Annotated in this window: 21 protein-coding genes; 11 read left to right on the forward strand and 10 right to left on the reverse strand. The window is 36.2% G+C overall.

The window, feature by feature from the left end:
* Positions 1–1,160: 1,160 nt before the first annotated feature.
* Entirely contained in the window at positions 1,161–1,610 is a 450-nt protein-coding gene (locus AC5SR4_RS12755; protein WP_495356659.1) for a hypothetical protein, read from the forward strand.
* 54 nt (positions 1,611–1,664) lie between these two features.
* Here the strand turns inward: AC5SR4_RS12755 and AC5SR4_RS12760 are convergent, their stop codons facing one another.
* A complete protein-coding gene (locus AC5SR4_RS12760; RefSeq protein WP_495356660.1) occupies positions 1,665–1,901 on the reverse strand; it encodes a hypothetical protein in 237 nt (78 codons plus the stop codon).
* Between the two features lie 112 nt (positions 1,902–2,013).
* Positions 2,014–2,199: a hypothetical protein gene (locus AC5SR4_RS12765; RefSeq protein ID WP_495359187.1), complete on the reverse strand. Its 186-nt coding sequence runs from the start codon at positions 2,197–2,199 to the stop codon at positions 2,014–2,016.
* A gap of 279 nt (positions 2,200–2,478) precedes the next feature.
* Here AC5SR4_RS12765 and AC5SR4_RS12770 point away from each other — a divergent pair, with 279 nt between their 5' ends.
* From AC5SR4_RS12770 to AC5SR4_RS12785, 4 genes are read left to right on the forward strand one after another with little or no spacing between them, the layout of a single operon-like run.
* Positions 2,479–4,434 (forward strand): peptidylprolyl isomerase, encoded by a 1,956-nt coding sequence (locus AC5SR4_RS12770; RefSeq protein WP_495356661.1) that lies wholly within the window; start codon positions 2,479–2,481, stop codon positions 4,432–4,434.
* Positions 4,435–5,286: a peptidyl-prolyl cis-trans isomerase gene (locus AC5SR4_RS12775; RefSeq protein ID WP_495356662.1), complete on the forward strand. Its 852-nt coding sequence runs from the start codon at positions 4,435–4,437 to the stop codon at positions 5,284–5,286.
* The gene (locus tag AC5SR4_RS12780) at positions 5,249–6,703 is read left to right on the forward strand and encodes a peptidylprolyl isomerase (RefSeq protein ID WP_495356663.1); all 1,455 of its coding nucleotides are present in this window, start codon (positions 5,249–5,251) and stop codon (positions 6,701–6,703) included. The genes AC5SR4_RS12775 and AC5SR4_RS12780 overlap by 38 nt, the downstream gene beginning before the upstream one ends.
* Positions 6,704–6,709: 6 nt before the next feature.
* Positions 6,710–7,663 (forward strand): AAA family ATPase, encoded by a 954-nt coding sequence (locus AC5SR4_RS12785; RefSeq protein WP_495356664.1) that lies wholly within the window; start codon positions 6,710–6,712, stop codon positions 7,661–7,663.
* Here AC5SR4_RS12785 and AC5SR4_RS12790 read toward each other — a convergent pair.
* Both AC5SR4_RS12790 and AC5SR4_RS12795 read right to left on the reverse strand, forming a co-directional pair.
* The gene (locus tag AC5SR4_RS12790; protein WP_495356665.1) at positions 7,655–8,245 is read right to left on the reverse strand and encodes an SCO family protein; all 591 of its coding nucleotides are present in this window, start codon (positions 8,243–8,245) and stop codon (positions 7,655–7,657) included. The genes AC5SR4_RS12785 and AC5SR4_RS12790 overlap by 9 nt on opposite strands.
* Entirely contained in the window at positions 8,235–9,197 is a 963-nt protein-coding gene (locus tag AC5SR4_RS12795; protein ID WP_495356666.1) for a hypothetical protein, read from the reverse strand. Before AC5SR4_RS12795 ends, AC5SR4_RS12790 begins: the two co-directional genes overlap by 11 nt.
* Before the next feature lie 242 nt (positions 9,198–9,439).
* Here AC5SR4_RS12795 and AC5SR4_RS12800 point away from each other — a divergent pair, with 242 nt between their 5' ends.
* From AC5SR4_RS12800 to AC5SR4_RS12825, 6 genes are all read left to right on the forward strand, one after another.
* Positions 9,440–10,522 carry a MauE/DoxX family redox-associated membrane protein gene (locus AC5SR4_RS12800; protein ID WP_495356667.1) on the forward strand — a complete coding sequence of 361 codons (1,083 nt, stop codon included), beginning with the start codon at positions 9,440–9,442 and terminating at the stop codon, positions 10,520–10,522.
* Positions 10,522–11,652, forward strand: a complete 1,131-nt coding sequence (locus AC5SR4_RS12805; RefSeq protein WP_495356668.1) for an acyltransferase family protein — start codon at positions 10,522–10,524, stop codon at positions 11,650–11,652. Before AC5SR4_RS12800 ends, AC5SR4_RS12805 begins: the two co-directional genes overlap by 1 nt.
* A complete protein-coding gene (locus AC5SR4_RS12810) occupies positions 11,649–12,797 on the forward strand; it encodes an acyltransferase family protein (RefSeq protein WP_495356669.1) in 1,149 nt (382 codons plus the stop codon). Before AC5SR4_RS12805 ends, AC5SR4_RS12810 begins: the two co-directional genes overlap by 4 nt.
* Before the next feature lie 186 nt (positions 12,798–12,983).
* Entirely contained in the window at positions 12,984–15,251 is a 2,268-nt protein-coding gene (locus tag AC5SR4_RS12815; protein ID WP_495356670.1) for an aconitate hydratase, read from the forward strand.
* A 225-nt stretch (positions 15,252–15,476) separates the two neighbouring features.
* Positions 15,477–16,250, forward strand: coding sequence for a nucleoside triphosphate pyrophosphohydrolase (gene mazG / locus AC5SR4_RS12820; RefSeq protein WP_495356671.1), 774 nt, complete (start codon positions 15,477–15,479; stop codon positions 16,248–16,250).
* Positions 16,251–16,276: 26 nt separating this feature from the next.
* Positions 16,277–18,433, forward strand: coding sequence for an Ig-like domain-containing protein (locus AC5SR4_RS12825; RefSeq protein ID WP_495356672.1), 2,157 nt, complete (start codon positions 16,277–16,279; stop codon positions 18,431–18,433).
* Positions 18,434–18,515: 82 nt separating this feature from the next.
* Here the strand turns inward: AC5SR4_RS12825 and AC5SR4_RS12830 are convergent, their stop codons facing one another.
* From AC5SR4_RS12830 to AC5SR4_RS12855, 6 genes are all read right to left on the reverse strand, one after another.
* A complete protein-coding gene (locus AC5SR4_RS12830; RefSeq protein WP_495356673.1) occupies positions 18,516–20,516 on the reverse strand; it encodes a DUF349 domain-containing protein in 2,001 nt (666 codons plus the stop codon).
* A 116-nt stretch (positions 20,517–20,632) separates the two neighbouring features.
* A complete protein-coding gene (locus AC5SR4_RS12835; RefSeq protein WP_495356674.1) occupies positions 20,633–21,373 on the reverse strand; it encodes a shikimate dehydrogenase family protein in 741 nt (246 codons plus the stop codon).
* Complete coding sequence (locus AC5SR4_RS12840) at positions 21,366–22,385, reverse strand: DUF368 domain-containing protein (RefSeq protein WP_495356675.1); 1,020 nt, start codon at positions 22,383–22,385, stop codon at positions 21,366–21,368. The genes AC5SR4_RS12835 and AC5SR4_RS12840 overlap by 8 nt, the downstream gene beginning before the upstream one ends.
* Complete coding sequence (locus tag AC5SR4_RS12845) at positions 22,385–23,305, reverse strand: polyprenyl-phosphate transporter (protein ID WP_495356676.1); 921 nt, start codon at positions 23,303–23,305, stop codon at positions 22,385–22,387. The genes AC5SR4_RS12840 and AC5SR4_RS12845 overlap by 1 nt, the downstream gene beginning before the upstream one ends.
* A 52-nt stretch (positions 23,306–23,357) precedes the next feature.
* Entirely contained in the window at positions 23,358–24,746 is a 1,389-nt protein-coding gene (locus AC5SR4_RS12850) for a tetratricopeptide repeat protein (protein ID WP_495356677.1), read from the reverse strand.
* Between the two features lie 154 nt (positions 24,747–24,900).
* The gene (locus AC5SR4_RS12855) at positions 24,901–26,088 is read right to left on the reverse strand and encodes an aspartate aminotransferase family protein (protein ID WP_495356678.1); all 1,188 of its coding nucleotides are present in this window, start codon (positions 26,086–26,088) and stop codon (positions 24,901–24,903) included.
* Positions 26,089–26,092: the final 4 nt, after the last annotated feature.

Below are 26,092 nucleotides of genomic sequence, written 5' to 3' on the forward strand. Positions count from 1 at the left end.
CTAGATGTTAGATCGCTTCGCTACTAGATGTTAGACCGCTTCGCTACTAGATGTTAGATCGCTTCGCTACTAGATGTTAGACCGCTTCGCTACTAGATGTTAGATCGCTTCGCTACTAGATGTTAGACCGCTTCGCTACTAGATGTTAGATCGCTTCGCTACTAGATGTTAGACCGCTTCGCTACTAGATGTTAGATCGCTTCGCTACTAGATGTTAGACCGCTTCGCTACTAGATGTTAGATCGCTTCGCTACTAGATGTTAGACCGCTTCGCTACTAGATGTTAGATCGCTTCGCTACTAGATGTTAGACCGCTTCGCTACTAGATGTTAGATCGCTTCGCTACTAGATGTTAGACCGCTTCGCTACTAGATGTTAGATCGCTTCGCTACTAGATGTTAGACCGCTTCGCTACTAGATGTTAGATCGCTTCGCTACTAGATGTTAGACCGCTTCGCTACTAGATGTTAGATCGCTTCGCTACTAGATGTTAGACCGCTTCGCTACTAGATGTTAGATCGCTTCGCTACTAGATGTTAGACCGCTTCGCTACTAGATGTTAGATCGCTTCGCTACTAGATGTTAGACCGCTTCGCTACTAGATGTTAGATCGCTTCGCTACTAGATGTTAGACCGCTTCGCTACTAGATGTTAGATCGCTTCGCTACTAGATGTTAGACCGCTTCGCTACTAGATGTTAGATCGCTTCGCTACTAGATGTTAGACCGCTTCGCTACTAGATGTTAGATCGCTTCGCTACTAGATGTTAGACCGCTTCGCTACTAGATGTTAGATCGCTTCGCTACTAGATGTTAGACCGCTTCGCTACTAGATGTTAGATCGCTTCGCTACTAGATGTTAGACCGCTTCGCTACTAGATGTTAGATCGCTTCGCTACTAGATGTTAGATCGCTTCGCTACTAGATGTTAGACCGCTTCGCTACTAGATGTTAGATCGCTTCGCTACTAGATGTTAGATCGCTTCGCTACTAGATGTTAGATCGCTTTGCTTTTAGATAAAAGACTCGATCTGTATTAGACCTTTGGTATGGACCAAAACGCTCTCTATTCTCTTCTCTCTTTTCTCTTTTTTTAAAACCCCCGTAGGGTAAAATGCCTCAAGGGTGTCTTACTAGTGAATAACAATAAAATTTAAAGTTATGAAACTTAGAAAGACATTAGTATGCATATTGGTAATCGTTGTATCAAGCACCCTATATGCCCAGGACAAAGAAAACACGAAAGTAGAAAGCAAGACTTCATATTACCAAAAGCGAGCGATGGAAGATGCCAAATACGAACAGCAATTTACAGCAGAAACCAAAGCTGAGGAAGAAGCTTTTTGGGAGGAGCAAGAAGCCTATGAAAAGAATCTGAAACGCAAGGACAGAAAAGCTTATAGAGCCTATATGAAAGGTAAGCGTGATGCCTATGCAGAACACTATGAGCATTGCAACCACCACTGTCATCATAGTGATTACTATTACCACCACGCATCCTTTTATTATTACAGATATGATGGATACTATTACAATAGATACCCAAGAAGATCTACCATTAGCACAGGCGTGCGTGTTAGTACCCCAAGTGTACGGTTAGGGGTGCTGTAGTACTTGATAGTTAGTTTGATTTAAAAAGCCTTCTGTTTTTTTTGGAAGGCTTTTTTAATTTTCATAAACCTGTCCTCTGTGCGGTTTTAAGGCATCCCGAATGGGTTTCATGGCATTTTCATTTACAACCAGATAGGCCGTGGCGTGCATGTTATTTAGGACTTCAAACCCGGTAATGGAAATATCCAATTGTTTTGCTTGAATATATTCTTTGAGGTGTATTTCATGGTGTTTAGCAATATGTAGTGCATTAGGGCCATGAAAGTCCCAAATTAATTTAAGTTTGCGCATATATAAAGTCTATTGATTGAGCTTTGCTCTGCGAAGTTTGTAACTTCGCAGCATTATTAACTGTAAATTAGCTATTGAATTACGAAGTTGCAAACTTCGCAAAGCAGATTTTTTATTGGGCATATATCAAATGTTTAGAATTATCAATATTTTGACGGATGTATGGGTTTTTTATGGCTTTGTTTTCTAGTAAATCAATGGGACGTTTCAATAAATCCTGCAAAGCAAATTTCAAATTAAAATAGTAATCAGCATAATCAAGGGGATCGGTGGAGTCTATATCTACTACAAGGTCAATATCACTTTCATCGTTAAATTTATCTGTTAAAACAGAACCAAATACCTAGAGTGATTTCACTTTGTTTTTTTACAAAGCCTTCTCAAGGGTTTTATATAATTATCCAAATACATATTTTGAATTTTATCCAAAATTAATCAATTCTACAAGAACATCTAATAGGCCAACAGGATATGATTCAAGTACTAAAATTTTAAATGCTTAAATTTTTATGCAATAGTCCAAAACTTTAAAAGAGTTCTTACTATTTTTGTGGTTACGACATCATTTTCATGAACTATGAATTTTAAATATTTGCCAAGAATTGTTTTATTAGTGTGCTTTATAAAGTTAAGTGCACAAGACACAAATAAAGAAGTACTTTTTAGTGTAGATGATGCCCCAGTCTATGTTTCGGAATTTGTTAGGGTTTATAATAAAAACCTGGATTTGGTTCAAGACGAATCGCAAAAGGATGTAGATGCCTATTTAGAGCTTTTTATCAATTATAAGCTTAAGCTAAAAGAAGCTATGGCTTTAGGGCTTCAAAACAAACCGTCTTACATTAGGGAGCTAAGCAACTACAAAAAGCAATTGGCTAACAGTTATATGAAAGATACCAAGGCTTCGGAAGCACTTATAGAAGAGGCCTACGATAGAATATCGCAGGATGTAAAGGCCACCCATATTTTAGTAAAGGTAGCAGAGAATGCAAACCCAGCAGATACCTTGGCGGCATACAACCAGATTTTAAAAATACGCGATCGGGCTACCAAGGAAGGCTTTGAAACGGTGCGGGACCAAGTGCATAACGGACAAACCATTTTTGGAGAAGATCTTGGTTATTTTTCAGGCTTTAAAATGGTTTATAAGTTTGAAACGGCTGCTTATAATACGCCTGTTGGCAGCATATCGCAGCCTTTTAGAACCCGTTTTGGATATCACATTGTTTACGTACAGGATAAAAGAAAGTCCAGAGGCGAAATAACCGTAGCCCATATCATGCTGTTTAACAAGCCTGATAGTGTGACCGTTGATAGCCCAGCAGATAAGATACAGGATTTATACAAAAAATTACAGCAGGGAGCAGATTTTGAAACTTTGGCCAAGCAGTTTTCAGAAGATGCTAGTTCTGCATCCAAAGGTGGCTTGTTGGCACCATTTTCTGGCGGTCAGCTAAGTTCTAAAGTATTTGAAGATGTTGCATTTGGTTTAAGCCAATTAGGTGATATATCCGAACCTTTTGTAACGGAATATGGTTGGCATATAGTAAAGCTTTACAATAAAAAGCCCGTTGCCCCTTATGAGGTTATGAAACCCATGTTAGAACAGCAGGTGCAACGCGACGACCGTTCTAAATTAATAGATAAAGCCTTATATGCCAAACTGAGAAAAAAATACCATGTGGACGAAAGTCCTAAAGCCCTGGACTATTTTGCAAAGTTATTAAACGACGATTATTTTAAACATACATGGAAATTGCCAGTAGATTTTGAAGCTGAAAAAACCTTGCTAAAGCTAGGGAACGATTCAGTAAGCTTTAAGGATTTTGGTGATTTTTTAGTGAAGTACCATCACAACATTTCTAGAAGAGATACGTTTGATGACATAGTAAAGCAAGCCTACGATGCGTTTTTAAATACGCGTTTGGTTGCCTATCAAGAAGCACATTTGGAAGAAGAGAACGAAGCATTTGCCCATATTGTAGAGGAATACAGGGATGGTTTGTTGCTATTCGACTTAATGCAAACAAACATATGGAATACAGTTGCGGCAGATTCTGTAGCCCTAAAGGATTTTTACAATACAAATAAAAGTAAGTATATGCTTCCTGAGCGTATTGATGCTGTGGTGGCATCATCAACATCCCAAAGAACACTTAAAAAAGTGTCTAAGTTATTAGAGCAAGATATGCCATTAAAAGTTATTGAAGGATTGGTAAATAGTGATAATAACATAGATGTTATTTTTACATCAAACATTATGGAGGTTACACACCAGGCACTTCCTAAGGGGTTGGAAGTTAAGGAGGGCCTATCAAAAATACATCGCCATAACAATGCCTTTGTGCTTGTACAAATAAAATCCATATGGCCCCAAAAGCAAAAAACCTTTGAAGAAGCCAAAGGTTCTGTAATTAGCGATTATCAAGTTTATAAAGAAGATAACTGGGTGCAAGCGTTACGGAAAAAGTATCAAGTAACCATTAATCAAGGAGCTTTAAAAAAGGTAAAGGCTCAATTAAAAAAACAATAAGTGCGATTCAATATTTTTAGTATGGTACTGCTGTTGGCAGCAACCTCATGTAATTTTTTTAAGGAGACAGACGACCGTGTTCCTATTGCCAGGGTAAACGAGGCCTATTTGTATTATGATGATATTAAGGACTTGGTTTCTGAAGACACCTCAAAAGAAGACAGCATTCAGGTGGTACAAAATTTTATAAATCGTTGGGCTACCCAGCTATTATTGGTAGATGGAGCCAAACGAAATTTAAATGAAACCAAGCAAGCCGAATTTAACAAGTTAACAGAACAATATAAGAACGACCTATACGCAAAAGCGTACCTAGAGGCTTTGGTAAACAGGAGTGTAGATACCAATGTAGATATAAAAGAAGCAGAAACGTATTATAACCTAAACAAAGATGTGTTTAAATTAAATGAAGAGCTCATAAAGTTTAGGTACATTCATTTAAATGAAAACATCAATAATTTTAGTGATATAGAAAAGAAGTTTAAGCGCTATAACAAAAAAGACAAAAGCGAATTAGATTCTATATCCATTCAATTTAAATCCTATTCCTTAAACGATTCTATTTGGATTAAAGTAAGCCAGGTGGTCAATAAAATTCCAGTCATTAATTCAGAAAATAAAGATCAACTGTTAAAAAAATCTAATTTTGTACAGCTCAAAGATTCATTAGGAGTATATTTGATGCAAATTAATGATGTGTTGCTGCGAAATGATACGGCCCCCTTGGAATATGTAAAGCCAACTATAGACCAAATCGTTATCAATAAGCGCAAGCTTGAACATATTAGACAATTAGAAAAGGATATTACTAAAGATGCTATTAAAAACAAACAATTTGAAATTTACGATTAATTTGAAACACATATTGGTTTTATGCATAACGTTACTAGGTGTAAATGTTATGATCTCTCAAGAAATAATTGAAGATGAAGTTAAGGAAGAAACCTCAGAGAAAGCAGTCCCCACAAACCCCCAAGATGCCAAAAAAGTAGATGGTGTTGCCGCTGTGGTGGGGGATTATATCATTTTAGATTCAGACGTTGATAAATCGTATTTACAGCTAAAGGCACAGGGTGTTAACATTAGTGAGATAGAACGTTGTGAGCTGTTTGGTAAATTGTTGGAAGACAAGCTTTATGCCCACCATGCTATACAGGATAGTATTCAAGTATCTGATGCAGAGATTAGAAGCAATGTAGATTATCAAATAGAGCAGTTTTTGCAAAGTACCAATGGTTCTATGGAGCGCCTTTTGGCATTTTACAATAAAGAAGATGAAAAGTCTTTTAGAGAAGAAATGTTTGAAATTAACAAAGCCAACCAATTGGCTGCCAAAATGCAGTCTAAGATCGTTGAGGATGTTGAAATTACGCCTGAAGAGGTTAGGGAGTTTTTTGATAAAATACCCAAAGACCAACGCCCAACATTTGGAACCGAGCTAAAGGTGGCCCAAATAGTGGCAGAGCCCAAAATATCAGAAGAAGAAAAGCAACGCGTTATTAACCGGTTAAAAGAATTTAAGGCCGATATTATTGAAAATGGAGCCAGTTTTCGTTCTAAAGCTGTGTTGTACTCAGAAGACCCAGGATCGGCCAGTAAAGGCGGGAAATATGTTTTAAACAGAAAACAACCCCGCATGGTAAAGGAATTTAGACAAGTGGCTTTTTCGTTGCAAGAGGGTGAAATATCAGAACCTTTTGAAACGGACTTTGGTTACCATATTATCTACTGTGAAAAAATTAGAGGACAGGAATACGATGTTGCCCATATATTGTTAACGCCCAAAGTTTCGGATGAAGCTGTAAAAGAGGCTAGGGAACGTTTGGAAAAAGTAAGACAACGTATAGTAAATGGTGAAATTTCGTTTGCCGATGCTGCTAGAGAAGCCAGTGATGAGAAAGAAACCCGTGGCGATGGTGGCCAACTTATAAACCCACAGACCCAAGATTACAACTTCGAGCTAACCCGAATGGATACAGAACTGTACACCCAAATACAAAACCTAAAGGACAATGAAGTTAGCTTGGTATTAAAAGAAGAAGACAGAACAGGAAAAGTTAAGTTTAAGATTTTAAAGGTAACCGACAGAATTAATGAACACGAAGCCGATTATGCCCGAGACTACTTAAAAATAAAACAATTGGCTTTGGATGAAAAACGCATTAATACCATCTCTAAATGGCAAGAAGAAAAGATTTTAGATACTTACATAAAAATTAGTGGTTCTTATAGAGATTGTGATTTTGCTAGTAACTGGTTAAAAAAATAATCGCCTATGTCTGATGTGAAAGCTATTGAGCAATTTGTTAAGCAGTATAAAGACCTAAAAACCGAAATAGCCAAAGTAATTGTTGGCCAAGAAGCAGTTGTAAACCAAATACTTATCTCTATATTTTCAGGAGGCCATTCGTTATTGATTGGGGTTCCTGGTTTAGCAAAAACCTTAATGGTTAATACCATTGCACAAACCTTGGGTTTAGACTTTAAACGTATACAGTTTACGCCAGACCTCATGCCCAGTGATATTTTGGGGAGTGAGATTTTAGATGAAGACAGACATTTTAAGTTTATTAAAGGGCCCATTTTTGCCAATATTATTTTAGCGGACGAGATAAACCGTACACCGCCTAAAACACAGGCCGCTTTGTTAGAGGCCATGCAAGAGCGAGCGGTTACGGTAGCGGGGCACCATTATAAATTAGATTTACCTTATTTTGTACTGGCTACCCAAAACCCTATAGAGCAGGAGGGCACCTACCCACTGCCTGAAGCACAGTTAGACCGTTTTATGTTTGCCATTAACCTGGGTTACCCTTCATTTGAAGAAGAAGTAGAGGTTGTAAAAGCTACAACAACAGATGCCCAAGCTAAAGTAAGTGCCTTGTTTACAGCACAGCAAATTATTGATTTTCAGCATTTGATACGCCGTATACCTGTGGCAGATAATGTTATTGAATATGCTGTTGCAATGGTGGCCAAAACAAGACCCAATAGTTCGGCGGCAAGCGATTTGGTGAATAACTATGTAGATTGGGGTGCTGGGCCCAGAGCTTCACAAAATCTTATACTAGCAGCAAAAACGCATGCAGCCATTCATGGTAAGTTTTCGCCAGATATGGAAAATGTACAAGCTGTAGCGCATAGCATTTTAAGGCACCGAATTATTAAAAACTACAAGGCCGAAGCTGAAGGTATTTCTGAAGCGCAAATCATTAGCAGTTTATTCTAATAAAACACCAATATCCTGTATTAACTTATTGAGGGATTGTTTGTTTAGCACATCATAAAACCCTCTAATCCGTTGCTTTTTATCCACCAAGGCCACAAATGACGAGTGGTAGAAATCTGTACCGTTATTTAAGGGCTTAAAGCTGGTTCTAAAAAGTTGTGCCATGTGGTTTACTTCTGCATCCGTACCATTTAAAAATACCCATTTGGTATGCGGTATTTTGGTAGTATTGGCATAAGTTAGTAGCGCTGGTACAGAATCGTTTTTGGTATCAATGCTTATAGATACCATCATAAAGTCTGTATGGTCTTTAAATTTGTTGGCAACCTGAGTTAATTCAACCTTCATTTTAGGACATATGCTAGGGCATTTAGTAAAGAAAAAGTTGGCAATGTAAATTTTATTAAGCGTGCTTTGGTGACTAAAAGCATGGTTGGTTTGAGTGGTAAACTCAAAGTCCGTAATAGTATAATCTACTTTCTTTCCATCATCAGCAATATAATAACTAAGTATGGGGAGTTCTTTGTTATTTATGCAGGAACAACACAATAACAGCAGTAGAAAAAATGGCTTAAGGGGCATGTTGGTAGGCTTTAATTTTTGTGTCCATTTCCCCATCATAAAAAAACAAGAACATACTGGCCATCATATCTTGTAGTGTAGGGGTTGTATTGTGGGTTGTTAGGGTTATTTCATAATCGTGGTCGGGGTACAAAAGAACCCCTTCAACGCTGGAAAAGGATGGGGTTTTGGCCAGTCCTATACGGTCTTTGTGGTTACTAACTTGGCAATTGTAAATCAAGCTATCCGTTGTTTTATCTCTTAAGTTAAACTGTGTGGCAAAAGGATGCAAATGGGGCACAATTTGATGCAACCTTAGGGTATCTGTAAGTGCCAGTTGCTCAGTAACATTACATGAAAATGTTTGCGTTCCTTTATTTATTTTCCAGTGCCCGGAAAGCATTTGGCCCTTACTATCATAATACGTATGGTTTTTGGTTTCAACAGGTATGCAAGCATTGGCGGTAACATTATTAATAGCATCAGCCTCCATAGCCTCCATATCTATGGGCAATTGCATAAAAATGGTTCTGGGCATTAAGGATTTTAGTTTTTCAGAACTAAAATCTATGGAAATATCATGTTTAACCTGAAATATAGAATCGGTTATATTGTGGTTTAAAGCTTGTGTTATTACAAAGAACTGCTCATTTCCAAAAAAAGGTACGCCAAAGCCTTTTGGAAACGTAACGGTTTCTACACCATGCGACAATGAGATGAGCCTGGGGTATTGTGAGTTGATTCTGTTTAAAAGATTCCAGCGTCCATAATGTTCCTGATCAATATAGTCAATGTTCATATGGCATATAAAATCATTGGAAATCCTTTCATTAGCTTTGTTTTTAGCGGTAACATGAAATCCCGTCATCCAGAACAATTCCAATTCAGGTTGGTTAAAATTAAAATATCTAAAAGCCTTAGGGCCCTCCATAGATTTGTAAATGTTGTCAATTAAAAGGGCTGGGGATTCCATGTTTAATTTGGTAGGACGCGCTTTAATGTCCCAGCTGGAATCTATGACATTAAAAAAGTGTAAAAGCCTTGTTTTTACAATAGCTTTGTGTCTGTTAGATAAATTAAAATAGTATATTAGGCCAATGGTACTTATTGCCACAAGAATGAGGACTGAAATTTTATGCCATTTTTTTAGGGTCATATATTTATTACGATAGTTAAAAATACTATTTTTTTATTTTAGTACTATAAAAGGAGTCAATGAATTATCTGGTTGTATTAAGTCGGTTTAAAAGCGATACCCTATTCTGGGTTAGGCTGGCTGCTTTTTTATCGTTTTCCATACCATTTATAATGGTACCCCAAGTATGGTTTTCGGAGCGTTTATTCCCTTTAATTCCACTTTTTGATAACCTTCCTGTACCAGGTTTGGCAGGAGACATTGCTTTAATGATTGTTTTTTTTATGGCGTTTCTGGCGTTTGTTTTAAAGCCTCATTGGATATATGGATTGCCCGTTGTGGGCATTTATGTGTTTTGGGCGTTGCTGGACCAAAACAGGATACAACCATTTTATTTTGAAATAATATTTATGGTTTTGGCCCTAACACAATTTAAAGAGCGTCCTGTTGTTGCTAAACAATGTGTACTTTTAATTTTGATAGGCACTTATTTTTGGAGCGGTATTCATAAATACAATGCACATTTTTTTGAATTTTGGTCTAACGGACTGGCAAAAAAAATACCATTTGTACCGTATTGGATGCGCCAACTTTTTACCTATGCTGTACCCTTTTTAGAAGCTTCGTTTGGACTGATGCTGATATTCCCTAAAGCCAGAAAATGGGGTATTTGGTTACTTACATGTATGCATGCCATGATTCTAGGCACTTTTGCTATTGGAGGCTTTGGGTATGTTGTTTTTCCGTTAACCTTATTTAATATTTTTACCCTATTCTATTTATTTTACAATAAACCCTTTAAGGCAAAAGCGGTATTTGTACTGAATACCCCCAAAAGCCTATTGTTTTTTTGCGTAGCCATTATATTGCCCTTGTTTAATTTTTTGGGGTTTTATGATCATTTATTGGCATTCAGTTATTTTTCGGCTAAGCCAAAGTACTGTAGATTGTATTTTTCACAAGAGAAAGACACTAACAGATTGCCCGCTAATATTAAACAACTTGTTAGAGAGTACAATGGAGAATACTACATTGATTTTAATGAATGGTCGGGTAACACGATACGGGTTATGGTATATCCTGAAGACCGGGTTTATAATAAAATACAGAATCATATAAACACGTATTTAGAAACCCCTAATACCCGTTTAGAATACTATTGATGCAAAAGCAACGTACAAGAATTTTTGGATTAGACTGTTTACGGGCCATAGCTATAAGTCTGGTTGTGCTTTCTCATATAACCCTATTGTTATTTCCAGATAGAGAGGACGTTTTACTATTAAATGCCATACGCTTAATGGGCGCCGTGGGCGTTGATTTGTTTTTTGTGTTAAGTGGTTATTTAATAGGAGGGTTGTTACTGAACAGTTTGTATAATGATGGTATAGGATGGTCGCATTTACTGCGGTTTTGGAAAAGGCGTTGGCTTAGAACCTTGCCCAATTACTTTTTAATCTTGTTTTTAAATGTGTTACTAGTACTTGTATTATATGGCAAGGTATTTAAAGTTCAGATGCTCTATGTCTTTTTTGTTCAAAACTTGGCTTGGGAACATCCTGATTTTTTCACTGAGGCCTGGAGTCTGTCTATAGAAGAATATGCTTATTTGTTATTGCCCTTCTGTATTTATCTAGGCACTGCAATGTTTAAAAATGCCAGCAAAAATAAAGTGTTTATTGCCGTAACGCTTTTGGTAATTGTTTTATTGAGTCTATTTAAGGTATGGTATTTTTTAAGTGCCCATATTGAAGATTATAAAGCTTGGAGTGCTTCTTTTAGAAAAGTGGTTATCTATAGAATGGATAGTATCTATTTAGGTTTTATTATGGTGTTTTTAGTGCAATCTTATGCCAACTTTTTTAAGAACCACAGCAATAAGTTGTTGCTTTTTGGGGTGTTGTTATTTTTGGGGCTTCATTTGGTTATTTATGTAGAACACCTATTACCGCAAACGGCCTTGGGCTTTTTTACCTTTTGGTATCTGCAATTGCTATGCATAAGTATTGCTTTGGTGTTTCCGTTTTTTTTAAGTCTCAAGCAAGAGAATAAATGGAAGTCTATTATAGAGTATATAAGTAAACGCTCTTATGCCATCTATTTAACAAATTATTCATTGGTCTTGTTAACCATACAGCATTTTGTTGATGTTTCTGCTGCATCAAAATGGCACCGATTCCTGTTGGTTTTATGCTACCTTGCGGTAACCTTGATAATGTCGCATATCATTTATCGCTATTTTGAAGCTCCCATATTAAAATTAAGAGACCGTAAAATACCCAGAAGTGTATGAATATGACTCATAGGATATTTGGTTTAGATGTTATGCGGGCTACTGCCATTGTATTGGTAGTCTTGGCCCATTGTTGTAGTTATTTTTTTGGAAGCTTTAACAATATCTTTACCGATGCTATGCAAATGGTAGGTGTTTTGGGGGTTGAAGTGTTTTTTGTGTTAAGTGGTTTTTTAATAGGTGGGATGCTTATGAAATTATTTCAGTTAGAAGCTGTTTCATTTAAGCATGTCTTACATTTTTGGGTCCGGCGTTGGTTTAGAACCCTACCTCTATATTTTTTGATGTTATTGGTAAATATTGGTATAGCATATATAGCAGGGTATAACTTGCCTAAGGATTTATGGAAATACGTGGTTTTTTTACAGAACTTTGCTTATGAATATATTTTGTTTTTTCCTGAATCCTGGAGCCTTTCGGTTGAAGAATATGCTTATTTGTTAGCACCCGTATTCATTATGCTGTTCTATAAAGGTTTTAAGAACAACTATGTTTCGGATAGATCGCTTCTATTTTTAATGGCTTCCATTTGCCTGGTTGCTATATTTTTAGCTACCAAAGTATACTATCATATAACATATGCAGAAGACTTTAAATCCTTAAAAAAGTGGAATTTACACTTAAAAGCTATTGTTGTTTATAGACTGGATGCTATTTTTTATGGGTTTATAGTTGTTTACTATTTTAACAAGTATAAGGATGTACTAAAGAAGCACAAACTAAAAATGCTTGTATTGGGGATTATGACTATTATGGTATTTATGGGGATTTTTCCATTAGTGGGGATAACTATTGAAGATTATCCGTTTTATTGGAATGTGTTATGCTTACCTTTACTTTCTATTGGGATTGGGTTGACCATTCCATATTTATATTTTGTTGATTTGAAGTATGAAAAGCTTAAAAATGAAGTTACAAAAATCAGTTTATACTCCTACAGCATGTACCTGTTGCATTATTCATTTATGCTTTACTTAGTGGGGCAGTTTCACGATATTATAAAACTATCTATTGGCCATCGACTTGTTTTTGCCATATTTTATTTAGTGTTAACTTATGTGTTATCTAGGTTTATATTTAGGTATTTTGAAAAACCCATGACCGATTTAAGGGATAAAATGGCTATAAAAGCTTATTTTAGGTAAAAATAGCTTGTTAAATAATCATTTTTACTTAGAAATTTATGAAAAAAATATAATCATATTAATTAAAAATGTGACTATAACAAATTAATATAAGTGCAAATTGTATTACTGGGTTTATTTTTAAAACTTTGTATTAATTTTGTAATTTGCATAACTTTTAAAAAACCAAAAATTAAAATAGAACATATGGCATTTGACATTGACATGATTAAAGGGGTTTACTCCAAAATGGCAGAGAACGTTGATAAGGCACGTGAGGTAGTAGGAAAACCATTAACCCTTTCTGAAAAAATATTGTATAACCACCTTTGGGATGGAGCCCCAACGAAGGCGTTTGTAAGAGGTAAAGATTATGTAGATTTTGCTCCAGATAGAATTGCATGTCAAGATGCCACAGCTCAAATGGCGTTGTTACAATTTATGCAGGCTGGTAAAACAAAAGTGGCAGTGCCTACTACGGTACATTGTGATCACTTAATACAAGCTAAAGATGGCGCTGTAGCCGATTTAAAACACGCAAACAGTGTAAGTAGTGAAGTATTTGATTTCTTGGAATCTGTTTCTAATAAATATGGCATTGGTTTCTGGAAGCCGGGTGCCGGTATTATTCACCAAGTGGTCTTGGAAAATTATGCTTTTCCAGGTGGTATGATGATTGGTACCGACTCTCACACCGTTAATGCCGGTGGATTGGGTATGGTAGCCATAGGTGTTGGTGGTGCTGATGCTGTAGATGTGATGGCAGGAATGGCTTGGGAATTGAAGTTTCCAAAGTTAATAGGTGTTAAGTTAACAGGTAAACTATCTGGATGGACGGCACCAAAAGATGTGATCTTAAAAGTAGCCGAGATTTTAACCGTAAAAGGTGGAACAGGTGCTATTGTAGAATATTTTGGACCTGGAGCAACCTCTATGTCTTGTACAGGTAAGGGAACTATTTGTAATATGGGAGCCGAGATTGGTGCTACCACTTCAACATTTGGTTACGATGACTCTATGGAACGTTATTTAAGATCTACAGATAGAGCAGATGTTGCCGATGCAGCAAATGCTGTTAGGCCTTACTTAACAGCCGACCCAGAAGTGTATGCTAACCCAGAACAATATTTTGATGAGCTTATTGAAATAAACTTATCTGAGTTGAATCCGTTGTTAAATGGTCCGTTTACACCAGATTTATCAACGCCTGCAGGAAAAGAAATGACCGAAAAGGCCAAAGCTAATGATTGGCCTATTGTTGTAGAATGGGGATTGATAGGTTCGTGTACCAATTCATCTTATGAAGATTTATCACGCGCATCATCCATTGCACAACAAGCTATAGATAAAGGCGTTAAAATGAAAGCTGAATTGGGTATTAATCCTGGTTCTGAGCAAGTACGGTATACCGCAGAGCGTGATGGTATTTTGGATGTGTTTGAAAAACTGGATGCCAAAATATTTACCAATGCATGTGGACCATGTATTGGGCAATGGGCACGTTATAGCGATCCTAAAAATGCACCTAAGAACAGTATAGTCCACTCGTTTAATAGAAACTTCGCTAAACGTGCCGATGGAAACCCAAATACGCACGCTTTTGTAGCATCACCAGAGCTTACAGCAGCTATTGCTATTTCTGGACGTTTGGATTTTAATCCGATGACCGATAAATTAATTAGTGAAAATGGTGAAGAGGTTATGTTTGATGAACCAACAGGATGGGAATTACCTCCAAAAGGTTTTGAAGTAAAAGACAATGGGTATCTGGCTCCAGAAGAAGATGGTAGCCATGTTACGGTACAAGTGGCTGAAGACTCAGAAAGATTACAGCTTTTAACCCCTTTTGAACCTATAGGCGATTCTATTACAGGAGCCAAGTTATTGATTAAAGCCTTTGGTAAATGTACAACAGACCATATTAGTATGGCGGGACCATGGTTACGCTTCCGAGGTCATTTAGATAATATTTCAAACAACTGTTTAATAGGTGCTGTAAATGCATACAACCAAAAAACAAACTTTGTAAAAAATCAACTGACTGGTGAGTATGGTGGTGTACCAGATGTACAGCGTCAATATAAAAAAGAAGGTATAAAAACCATTGTAGTGGGCGACCATAACTATGGAGAGGGGTCTTCTAGAGAGCATGCTGCCATGGAACCTAGACACTTAGGTGTTGCTGCCGTTATAGTAAAATCATTTGCCCGTATTCACGAAACAAACCTTAAAAAACAGGGTATGTTAGGATTAACGTTTGACAATGAAGCCGATTACGATTTAATTCAAGAAGACGATACATTTAACTTCTTAGATTTAGATGCATTTGCACCAGATAAGCAATTAACTTTAGAGGTTGTACATGCTGATGGTAGTAAGGATACAATTAAATTAAACCACACTTATAACGATGCGCAAATTGCGTGGTATAAAGAAGGTTCTGCGTTAAACTTAATTAAAAAGCAAAACGCATAACGCATAACATACACATACATATACATATACTATTGGTATGTTAAAATGATAAAAAATCCAGCGCTACAGCTGGATTTTTTATTTATGTACTATAAACATTAAGTTTATAACTTAAAACCAACTTGATTATAACTTATGGACAAGTTGTCAATAACTTACAAAGGACTTGTTCTTAGCTTATTAAGAAGTTGATTTTATAATTGTATTTTTACCAAAATACTTTAAATGAATACAAGAGAACAACAACTTAAAGCATTCGATAGATTATTGACCATTATGGATGAGTTGCGTGCGCAATGCCCTTGGGATAAAAAACAGACTATGGAAAGCTTACGCCATCTTACCATAGAAGAAACATATGAGTTAGGTGATGCTATTTTAGATAACGATTTAGAAGAAGTAAAAAAGGAATTAGGCGATGTGCTGCTGCATATTGTATTTTATTCGAAAATAGGTAGTGAAACAAACGATTTTGATATAGCTGATGTTTGTAATAGTATTTGTGAAAAATTAATAAGTCGGCACCCCCACATTTACAGTGATGTAAAAGTTGAAAATGAAGACGATGTTAAACGTAACTGGGAAAATTTAAAGCTTAAAGAGGGCAAGAAAAGTGTTTTAGAAGGCGTACCCAATAGTTTACCTGCTTTGGTAAAAGCAAATAGAATACAGGAAAAAGTGGCAGGTGTTGGTTTTGATTGGGAACGGCCTAATCAGGTATGGGAAAAAGTACAGGAAGAGCTTACTGAATTTAAAGAAGAAGTAGATCATGGTAACCAAGACGCTATGGAAAGCGAATTTGGTGATGTATTGTTTTCTATGGTAAATTATGCCAGGTTTTTAAACATAAACCCTGAAAATGCTCTAGAGCGTACAAACAAGAAGTTTTCTAAACGTTTTCAATATCTAGAAAATAAAGCACAAGCCCTTAATAAATCACTAAAAGACATGTCTTTGACAGAAATGGATGTGTTTTGGGATGAAGCAAAAAAACTATAGTAGGTTGGTTTTAATAATAGCTTTGAATGAATAAATCAAAAAAGACATTCTTAAGTGTACTGTTTTGTACGTTACTACCTAGTTTAATGTGGTCGCAAAATATAGCGCCAGTATTGTCGGCTTCAGGAAATCAACCCTATTGTCCTAATAGTCAAATTAATATTGTAACGGATTTTGATGTAGTTGATCCCGATGATACGGAGTCCGATGCCATTTACATACAAATATCTGAAGGCTATGTATCTGGTGAAGACACCTTAATGCTTTTGGGCACACACCCCAGTATAGTGGCTACATGGAGCACACTGGAAGGTAAATTGGTTTTGGAACCTGCCACATCTAATCCGGTGACCTATGTGGATTATATAGCAGCAGTAAAGGATATTGTTTTTGAGAGTACCAGTAGTACCCCTACTAATAAGAGCTTTTCCATAACCGTAGGAGATGCTAATTATTTACCTAAAACGGACCATTATTACGAATACGTACCCTCTTTGGGCATTACATGGTCGGCCGCTAAAGCAGAAGCTGCTTCCAGAACTTATTTTGGATTACAAGGTTATTTAGCAACCTTAACTATGGAAGAAGAAGCACAGCTAGCAGGAAAACAAGCAGCCGGTGCTGGATGGATTGGTGGTAGTGATGAAGAGACGGAAGGTGTTTGGAAATGGGTTACGGGCCCAGAAGCAGGTACTATTTTTTGGTATGGTAATGGGGATGGTTATACACCTAATTATGCTTTTTGGAATACCAATAACTATGAGCCCAATCAAGCAGGAGATGAAGATTATGCCCATATTACAGCTGCAGGGGTAGGTATACCAGGATCATGGAATGATTTATCTAATACAGGAGCTGTGAGCGGTAGCTACCAACCCAAAGGCTATATTGTAGAATACGGTGGTATGCCAGGAGATCCGGTCTTAAATATATCCGCCAGTACCAGCATATATACGCCATATATTGAAGAAACCAAATCGGACGCTATATGCGACGGTGGTATGGTAAATCTGGAGGCTACAGCATCTTTTGGGGGTAATGTACTGTGGTTTGATGTTCCAACAGGCGGTACGCCTTTGCATAGTGGTAATGTTTACAATGTAACTATAAATGCAACCACAACATATTATGTAACGACTACTATTGGTAGTTGTGAGCCCAGTAGTAGGGTGGTGGTTACAGCAACAGTAACGCCAACACCGACTATAGATTCGGTGACCCATAATTTTAAGTGTGGTAGTGATGACGAGATGCTTTATGCAACAGTATCTGCCGGTATTGTAAAATGGTATGATGCTCCAACAGGGGGTAATTTGTTGTATACAGGCACATCTTATACCATTTCAGGTATAAATACCACAACAACGTATTATGTTGAAGCCGAACATAATAACTGTGTTAGCGGTACAAGAACACCAGTTACTTTAGAAGTGTATGATGTACCGGAATTTGAAGTGACTGCATCTCCAGTAAATTACTGTTTGGGTACTACGGAAACTCTAACGACCTTCAACCCTAAAGGTGATTATACTTATGAATGGATAGACAATGGCGGACAGGTTTTAAGTGATTTACCATATTTAGAAATTAGTTTAGGTGGATTATACACCGTTGTTGTTACTTCGAGTAAAGGTTGTAGTACTATAGCATCTGTTTTAGTAGAGGTATCTGATAAGGCAATTATTTCTGATACGGATATTATAATTGTTGAAAACTCAAACAATAACAGTATTACTATTGATAATTCTAACCAACGTTTGGGTATAGGTGATTATGAATTTGCTTTAGATAGTGAAAGCGGTCCCTACCAAGAAGAAGCTTATTTTGATTATGTACAGGCAGGTGCACATACGGTTTATGTGCGGGATAAGAATGGTTGTGGAATTACTTCAATTGATGTTTTTGTACTTGGGTTTCCTAAATTTTTTACTCCCAATAATGACGGAAGAAATGATAGATGGCAAATTATTGGTTTAGGAAATATATATACAAGTGTCTCTAATGTTAAGGTTTTTAATCGTTACGGTAAATTAATTAAGCAGTTAAGTGCCAATAACGGTTCTTGGGATGGCCTGTTTAATGGTGAGGTATTACCAAATTCGGATTATTGGTTTTTAGCTGAGTTGGTTTCTGTAAATGGCGAGGTTAAAATATATCGTGGGCATTTTAGTTTGGTACGATAATTTAATTGAATAAAAAATAGCACACAATACATTGTTGTGTGCCATAGTTCAAGTTTATAGTTATGTATTAGTCTGCTGTAAACTAATACAGTTCTTTAATTTTACGAAGCTTTGTTTTCCATAGCTTTAAAGATTCCTTGTGTAATTTAATATTATTACGAACCTCTTTAACTACAGGGTTATCATCATCAACATTGGTGAAAAACTGTAAATTGTTTTCCAATTGGTTTATTTGGCTTTTTACTTCATCAATTTTTTTACGGATAAAAGAACGTTCTTGATCTAAATCTTTGTTATCAATAGATGTATCAATATGGTCTAATTTGTTTTCAAACTTAATCATTTCAACCTCATTCTTGTCCATTTTTAAACTCGATAGTAAATCATCCACAGCCTTATTAAATTTACCTTCTATGTAGCGCTTATCATTGGGGACTTTACCTAAGGTTTTCCAATTATTTATAAACTCTTTGATCGTTTCTATGTCCTCGTTTTTATCTCCAGATAATGTTGTCTTCTTAAGCTTTTCTAAAAGCGCTATTTTTTTGTTGAAAGCATCTAAGGTTTCTTTGTTTGCAGCATTTCTACTAGCGTGTAGCTTGTCAAAGTAAAAATTGCAGGCGGCTTTAAAGCGTTTCCAAATTTTATCACTATCTCTGCGGGGCACATGGCCAATTTTTTTCCAATCGCTTTGAATTTTCTTCATCAGCGGTGTGGTAATATCAAAGTCTTCACTGTCTTTATTATCCTCAGCAATTTTAATTAAGTCTAATTTTTTCTGAAGGTTTTCGTATTGTTCTTTTTTAAGGCCTTTGTAGAACGCATTTTTTTGCCGGTTAAAAGTCCTTACAGCTTCTTTGAATTTGGCCCAAGTGTCTTCATTGACTTTAATGGGAACTTTCCCAGCGTTAAAAAAGTCCTCACGCAAAGCTTCTACTTCCTTGATTTTCTTTTGCCAAACACTATGGGTATTACTTTCTTGTGCTGTTACAGCTTTTATGTTTTCAATGATTTCAAGCTTTTTCTCAAGGTTTTTTTCGTAAACTTTATCAATTTCTTGATAGTAGGCTTGGCGTTTATCATTTATCTTTTTTGTTGCAGCTTTAAACTTTTCCCAAATTTCTTCGCGATACTGTTTGTCTACCGGACCAAGTTCTTCTTTCCACATTTTATGAAGTTCTTGCAATTCCCTAAAGGCACGCATTACATTACTGTCTTCTGCCAATTCCTCAGCACGTTCAATAATCATTAACTTTCTTTCCAGATTGTGCTTAAAGTCTAAATCGCGTAAGTCTCTATTTAGATGTAGAAAATCATAAAACATCTCTACATGGTGGTGGTAACTGTTCCATGCATTGTTGTATTTATCTCTTGGAATGGGGCCAGTATTACGCCATCGTTCTTGAAGCTCTTTAAAGTGTTTGTAAGTGGTATTGATGTTTTCTTCAACATTTATTAACCCTTTTAATTCTTCAATAATTTCAAGCTTTTCAGCTAAGTTTTGTTTTAGGTTTTTTTCAATATTTTGATAATGCTCGTTAAGCTTTTTTCTATATTCTTTATAGGCTGTTTTGTAACGTTTTTGAACAGGTGAGGAGTAATAGAAATCAATTTCGTTTCCTCCATCATTTAAGAAATCTTCCTTTTTTTCATCTAAGAGCGCTTGGAATTTACTTTTAAATTCACTGTTTATGCTATCAACATGCGATCTAATAGCTTGAACTTTTTCAACTTTTAAAAGGCGTTCCAATTCAATGGCAAGTGCTTCCAGCGACATGGTATCGTAGGCTTTCACCTCAATGGTATGGCGTTCTTTATTGCCTTCGTCTTCTGCATCTTCGGCATTAGACTCCTCAATTTCATCAATGCCGTCACCATTTGTGTCTGAATTGGCTGCTTTATCCGCATGCGTTTCTTTAGCAACTTTTGAGGCATCAGTATCCTCGTCAGCAGAATTATCTATTGTTTCTGTGTCTTGGGGCTCTACTGATTTTTGCTCATCTATGTTTGAATTAGATTGGTTTTCGTTCTTGATACCATCATCTTCTCCATCTGCGTTTGGCAGTTTATTTATATCAGACATTTTAAAAAATGTTAGGGTTCGTACAATTTCTTTTGAGTTAAAGATACTAACTAGTAAATTATTTACAAAGTAATTTGTACAGTACTAAAGCCGATTGTGATAATAAATTACAATTTTTATACTAAACCCCATATATCCCAAGCCTTTTCTGCCTGTAGTTTTAGCATATTTAATCCATTAATACAGGTTGCTTGGTTTTGCTTTCCGAGTTTTAAAAACTGGGTTTCTTCTGGATTGTATATTAAATCGAATAAAATATGATTGCTCGTAATACCACTGTAGGGAATATTGGGGCAATCCTTAATATTGGGGAAGGTGCCTAAAGGCGTGCAGTTGATTATGATTTGATGTTCGCTAACATTAGCTTCAGTTAGTGTGCGGTAGGTGAAAGCGATGCCATTTGATAGCTTTCTAGAGACGTAATGGAATGGAATGCCCAGTTTTTCTAAGCTGTATGCAATGGCTTTACTGGCACCTCCTGTACCTAAAATTAAAGCGTTTTTATGGTGCGCTTTTAAGAAAGGTTGTAATGATTTCTCAAAACCGTAGCAATCTGTATTATAACCTATAAGCTGTCCGTTTTTAGCTATTTTTATGGTGTTTACGGCCCCTATGGCTTGGGCTTTATCATTTACCTTATCTAAGTAAGGTATAACCGCCTCTTTATATGGAATGGTAACGTTTAAACCTTTTAGGTTTTTGGTGTTCTGTATAATGGAAGGGAACTCTTCTATAGATGCAATATCAAAATTCTCGTAAGTTGTATTGGTAATTTGTTCGTCTTCAAACTTCTTCTTAAAATATGCCCTTGAAAAAGAATAGGAAATATTTTTCCCTAAAAGCCCTAATTTATTCATGTATTCTCCTGGTTTTTTGTCCGTAATATTCCAATGCTAAAACTATAGCAATTCCAAGAAAAACAAAAGCTATTGCATAATAAGTTTCACTATTTAATTCGGGAATGTAACGTTTGTAATTTTCTATTATTTTTTCTCCTGTGGAATCTAGAAGAAAGTCGCCGTTGGGGTTAAGTTTATAGATGGTCTCTTTCCAGGGCCAAACAACACCCAAAGAACCAATTATAAAACCTATAATGGCCGAAATGGTAATACTTTTATAATGCTTTAAAATGTAGCTTAATATATGTGAAAATGCCACTAAACCTGTAACCGATCCTAAAGTGAACACAATTAAGACTTCCAGCAGTCGGATACGCTCAGAATTATTGATAAACTCGAAGTTGCCTCCTAAAACTTCATAAAACGTATCGAATAAAGCATTAACGGAGTCTACCAGCAGCAATACGTAATTTCCTAGGAGAATGAGAATGAAAGACCCTGAAAAACCGGGCAGTGTCATACCCGATACGCTAATGATACCACAAAAAAACACAAACCATAGGTTGTCATTCTGTGTAGCGGGATTTAAAAAGCTAATACTTAAACCAATTACTATACCTATGGCCAAAGTAATGTAGGTTTTATAATTCCAGTCTTTAAAATCTTTATTTATATAATAAATGGAGCCGATAATCATTCCGAAGAAAACGCTCCAAACATACAATTCGTAGTATTTTATCAAGTAATCTAAAACCTTTGAAACACTAAAGTAACTAATGACCATTCCTAAAAACAAAAGACTTAGAAAACGCCCATTTATATAATTGAAAAAACTTTTATAACGCCCATTGAACAATAGTTTAAAGGCTTTTCTGTTCACTTTTTTCAGTGAATAGATGAATTCTTCGTAAAAACCAGCAACAAAAGCAACAACGCCTCCAGATACGCCAGGAACCTTATTGGCTGCGCCCATGCCCAGACCTTTTAAAACGAGGAACATTTTATCTTTAAGTGTACGGGTACTTTCCATTATTGTTTTTTTGATCCTATTTTTTCCAAAATAAAAATAGTTAAAAATCCTAGAACCATTAAGATAATGGCAAATACAATTTGGTTATCGCCATCAAATGAAAACGGTGAAACACTTTCTTGCAGTAGAGGCGATTTAATACCTTTTGAATCGGTATGCCATGATAAGGTTTTTTTCCAAGGCCAGACTTTGTTCAATGATCCAAATATAAACCCAGTAAGCAATGCCAGCGTAATGTTTCGGTAGTTCTTGAAAAGCCATTTTAATATGTGGCTGAAACTTAGCAACCCTATAACGGCCCCTGAGAAGAAAATTACCAACTTCTTAAAGTCTATGTCATGAATGGCATCACTTAGCGCTTTATATGCTCCTAGAATAATTAGAATAAAAGAGCCCGATATGCCGGGCAATATCATGGCACATATGGCTATGGCTCCTGCAACGAACATAAACCAGGAATGATTATTGTTTGACATGGCAGGTAACATGGTGACGTAAAAGGCAATGCCCGTACCTATTAAAAGCGCTATTGCGGCCATGGCGTTCCATTTTGTTATTTGTTTTCCAACAAAAAAGATACTGGCAACAATAAGCCCGAAAAAGAATGACCAGATTAAAACCGGTTCGTTTTCTAAAAGGTATTTGGCAAGTTTCATAAATGACACGTAGCTTATAATGATGCCGCCTAAGAGTGCCAAAATAAAATTACCATTTACTTGTTTCCAAAAAGCTTTTATGCCATCTTTTAATAGGGTATTGATAAGTGAGGGTTTAATATTGCTAATGGTAGAAATTAATTCTTCATAAATACCGGAAATAAAAGCAATGGTACCACCAGAAACACCAGGAACTGCATCTGCAGCACCCATGGCCAATCCCTTTAAGGTGATAATAAGGTAATCTTTGAAACGCCTTTGCATGGTTTGAATTTTAAGCCAAATCCAAAGGTATGGATTTTAGGCAGACGTTTATCTATTGATTTTCTTTTAGTAAATTTTTAACAAGTAGTTTGTTGGCTACCTCTGGAAAAAGTTCGTCGATTATAAACGAGTAGTCTTCATTATATTTAATGCCATTTTTTAGATGAAATGTGCCTTTGTCGTTTTCGTTTAACAAAAAGTATAATCCAGCCAAACGGTATTCCAGTTCGGCATTTTCTGGGTAAAATTCTGTGGCTTGCTCAAAATTATACGCAGCAGCCTCCATTTCACCTAGCTTTATCAATAGGTCGCCACGGGAAAGCCATGTACTAAGCTCATAATTACCTAACTCAAGTGTTTTTTTGAATCCGCGCTCAGCCTCTTCATAGAAGTTTAGGCGTTGGTTAATTTGCGAATACAATTTCCAGTAGTTAACATTTTCAGAATCAATGTTAATGGCTTTATTTATATAATATAAGGCTTTTTGGTAGTTTCTTTTTCTGTTGTAATATTTTGTTATAGCAATCCAGCCCTTGTCAAGAAGTGGATCTTCATGTACAGTTTTGTAATAGTATTGTACAGCTAACTCATCATTTTTCAATTTTTCATAACAACTTCCAATTCGCAATAGTGCAAATGATGTGGGTTCATCTAATTTTAAGGTTAGACTGTAATTTTCTATGGCTTCTTCAAAACGTTTAAGTTTTTCCAGTACTTTGCCGCGTTCTAGATAAGCACCTACAAAGGTATCATCTGAAATGATAGCAAAATCAAATGCAGCTAATGCCTTTTTGTATTTTTTAAGCGCGTAATATTGTTTGCCCAATTGATGCCAGGCAACTTCGCAATACGGATTTTTGTCTAAGAAAACACTAAGGTACTCTATAGCATTCTTTGTTTGATTTAAATAATCAAAACAATAAATAATGTTGTATAGTGCCGAGTAGTCCTCTAGGTCTTCTTCCAGGCACTTCATGAAATATTCCTTAGCTTCTTCAAATTTGTCCAAAAACAGGTACTCCATACCTATTAAAGAGTAAATATCCACCAAATCATCAGTTAGCTCTAAAGCTTTTTTCAAGACTTCAATAGCTTGTTCATGTTTGTCTTTTTTTGAAAAAATATTGGCTTTTTGAATATAAATCTCCTCGTTGGCAGGATCTAGGCTGTAGAGCTCATCCAATAAAACATCTGCTTCAACAAGCTTATTTTCAAACACGTAAATTTCAACTCGAAAAAGCTTTAGGTTGATAGAGGTGGGGTGTTGGTCTAAACCTAATTTTATAGCCTTTTTAGCTAAAGCTACTTTTCCTTGATTTAGATAGTAATGAATGATGTTTTCAAATTCCTCAGAATCGAAGAATAACACGTGATTGGTTTTTAACATCGATTCAAACTTAGTTAGCGGCAAATTGTTGTTGTCATCATGACTAAACTCCATAAGCACATTTGTAAATGTTCTACATGAATAAATTTAAGCTTCTATTCTTTTTTTTGAGGTAGATTGAACAAATGTTTTTAACAAAGTAATGAACAGTTGTAGTTTTGGTACTAGTAAACCAGTCTTTTTTATTGATTTACAGTGTTTTGAACAACTATATTTCTTCCTGAATTTGATTTAAAACGGTCGTGATTATGGTGCATCCTTTAACAATTTCGTCATTTGAAATGGTTAAAGGCGGGGTGATTCTTGCAGATTTTCCTTCAAAAAGCAACCAAAATAGTACTAAACCGGCGTCTTGACACTTTAAAATTAAGGCATTTGCAATCGTTTCAGAAGGTAATATAAGTGCGAGCATTAATCCTTTGCCCCGTATTTCCTTTATTAGCGGATGTACCAGTAGTTTTCTAAAAAGTAACTCTTTTTCTAAGGTTTGTTGGATTAATTGACTTTCGGTTATTTCTTTTAGTGTTGCTAGTGCTGATGCGGCAATAACAGGGTGGCCCCCAAATGTGGTTATATGCCCCAGTTTTGGGTTTTCTTTTAGTAGGTCCATTAGTTTAGTGGATGCTATAAACGCCCCTATGGGCATACCACCACCTAAACCTTTACCAATAACCAATATATCTGGTATGCAATTGTAGTTTTCAAAACCAAAGAGTTTGCCCGTTCTACCAATGCCTGGTTGAATTTCATCTAGAATTAACAGGGCACCAACGGCTTGGCAACGTTTTTTAACCTGTTTTAAATAATCGTCTTTTGGCTCTATAAAACCAGCGCCACCTTGTATGGTTTCTAAAATAACACAGGCCGTTTTGGTGGTTATTTGTGATAGCTCTTCATTGTTGTTGAATGTAATAAAAGAAACATCGGGCAATAGTGGCCTAAAAGCTTGTTTACGTGCTTCATAGCCCATAACACTCATGGCCCCCATAGTATTGCCATGATACGCTTTGTGGGCCGCTATAATTTCACTGCGTCCTGTAGCGCGTTTGGCTAGCTTTAATGCACCTTCTATGGCCTCGGTACCTGAGTTTGTTAAATAGGTTTTGTTTAAGGTGTTTGGTAAATGCTTAGCTAAAAGCTTAGCAAGTTCTATAGGGGCTTTTTGTGCGTATTCCCCATAGACCATCACATGCATATAGTTATCCAATTGTACTTTAATGGCATTGATAACTTTGGGATGGTTGTGACCAAGCGGGGTGGCCGATACACCAGCTACAAAATCTAAGTAAGCCTTGCCATTGGCGTCATAGATATAACTTCCTTTAGCATGGGATATTTCCATAGCTAAAGGATGGGATGATGTTTGTGCTTGATATTTTAGGAAGTCTGACTTCATGGCT

This window comes from Aestuariibaculum scopimerae (assembly GCF_059428085.1).

What these genes read in the sequence shown, in the direction of transcription:
- AC5SR4_RS12760 (WP_495356660.1), bottom strand. Translation starts at nt 1,901, where the DNA reads ATGCGCAAACTTAAATTAATTTGGGACTTTCATGGCCCTAATGCACTA.
- AC5SR4_RS12835 (WP_495356674.1), bottom strand. Translation starts at nt 21,373, where the DNA reads ATGAATAAATTAGGGCTTTTAGGGAAAAATATTTCCTATTCTTTTTCA.
- AC5SR4_RS12780 (WP_495356663.1), top strand. Translation starts at nt 5,249, where the DNA reads ATGCTATTAAAAACAAACAATTTGAAATTTACGATTAATTTGAAACAC.
- AC5SR4_RS12815 (WP_495356670.1), top strand. Translation starts at nt 12,984, where the DNA reads ATGGCATTTGACATTGACATGATTAAAGGGGTTTACTCCAAAATGGCA.
- AC5SR4_RS12840 (WP_495356675.1), bottom strand. Translation starts at nt 22,385, where the DNA reads ATGGAAAGTACCCGTACACTTAAAGATAAAATGTTCCTCGTTTTAAAA.
- AC5SR4_RS12850 (WP_495356677.1), bottom strand. Translation starts at nt 24,746, where the DNA reads ATGGAGTTTAGTCATGATGACAACAACAATTTGCCGCTAACTAAGTTT.
- AC5SR4_RS12800 (WP_495356667.1), top strand. Translation starts at nt 9,440, where the DNA reads ATGAATTATCTGGTTGTATTAAGTCGGTTTAAAAGCGATACCCTATTC.
- AC5SR4_RS12785 (WP_495356664.1), top strand. Translation starts at nt 6,710, where the DNA reads ATGTCTGATGTGAAAGCTATTGAGCAATTTGTTAAGCAGTATAAAGAC.
- AC5SR4_RS12805 (WP_495356668.1), top strand. Translation starts at nt 10,522, where the DNA reads ATGCAAAAGCAACGTACAAGAATTTTTGGATTAGACTGTTTACGGGCC.
- AC5SR4_RS12810 (WP_495356669.1), top strand. Translation starts at nt 11,649, where the DNA reads ATGAATATGACTCATAGGATATTTGGTTTAGATGTTATGCGGGCTACT.
- AC5SR4_RS12830 (WP_495356673.1), bottom strand. Translation starts at nt 20,516, where the DNA reads ATGTCTGATATAAATAAACTGCCAAACGCAGATGGAGAAGATGATGGT.
- AC5SR4_RS12770 (WP_495356661.1), top strand. Translation starts at nt 2,479, where the DNA reads ATGAATTTTAAATATTTGCCAAGAATTGTTTTATTAGTGTGCTTTATA.
- AC5SR4_RS12755 (WP_495356659.1), top strand. Translation starts at nt 1,161, where the DNA reads ATGAAACTTAGAAAGACATTAGTATGCATATTGGTAATCGTTGTATCA.
- AC5SR4_RS12855 (WP_495356678.1), bottom strand. Translation starts at nt 26,088, where the DNA reads ATGAAGTCAGACTTCCTAAAATATCAAGCACAAACATCATCCCATCCT.
- AC5SR4_RS12795 (WP_495356666.1), bottom strand. Translation starts at nt 9,197, where the DNA reads ATGGAATCCCCAGCCCTTTTAATTGACAACATTTACAAATCTATGGAG.
- AC5SR4_RS12825 (WP_495356672.1), top strand. Translation starts at nt 16,277, where the DNA reads ATGAATAAATCAAAAAAGACATTCTTAAGTGTACTGTTTTGTACGTTA.
- AC5SR4_RS12790 (WP_495356665.1), bottom strand. Translation starts at nt 8,245, where the DNA reads ATGCCCCTTAAGCCATTTTTTCTACTGCTGTTATTGTGTTGTTCCTGC.
- AC5SR4_RS12845 (WP_495356676.1), bottom strand. Translation starts at nt 23,305, where the DNA reads ATGCAAAGGCGTTTCAAAGATTACCTTATTATCACCTTAAAGGGATTG.
- mazG (WP_495356671.1), top strand. Translation starts at nt 15,477, where the DNA reads ATGAATACAAGAGAACAACAACTTAAAGCATTCGATAGATTATTGACC.